Origin of the sequence: Streptomyces rugosispiralis, from assembly GCF_024505145.1 — a bacterium.
GTDB lineage: Bacteria > Actinomycetota > Actinomycetes > Streptomycetales > Streptomycetaceae > Streptomyces > Streptomyces rugosispiralis.
Genome location: NZ_JANIAA010000291.1, coordinates 1 through 218, shown reverse-complemented (window position 1 = coordinate 218; position 218 = coordinate 1). Strand labels below are relative to the sequence as shown.

1 pseudogene is annotated in these 218 nt (G+C 69.3%); it reads left to right on the top strand.

The annotated features are described in order from the left end of the window. Positions 1 to 218: pseudogene (locus NP777_RS47505) on the top strand (polyketide synthase); the annotation flags it as partial.

The window sequence follows — 218 nt, the reverse complement described above, 5'->3', positions numbered from 1 at the left end:
GCCAACCCGTCCGCTTCCACGACACCCTCCACACCCTCCACACCGACGGCCACACCCTCTACCTCGAAACCAGCCCCCACCCCGTCCTCACCACCGCCATCCAGGAAACCAACACCCACGCCACCCCCACCCTCCGCCGCGACCACGGCAACACCCAACAACTCCTCACCTCCCTCGCCACCCTCTGGACCCACGGCCTCACCCCCACCTGGCCCACC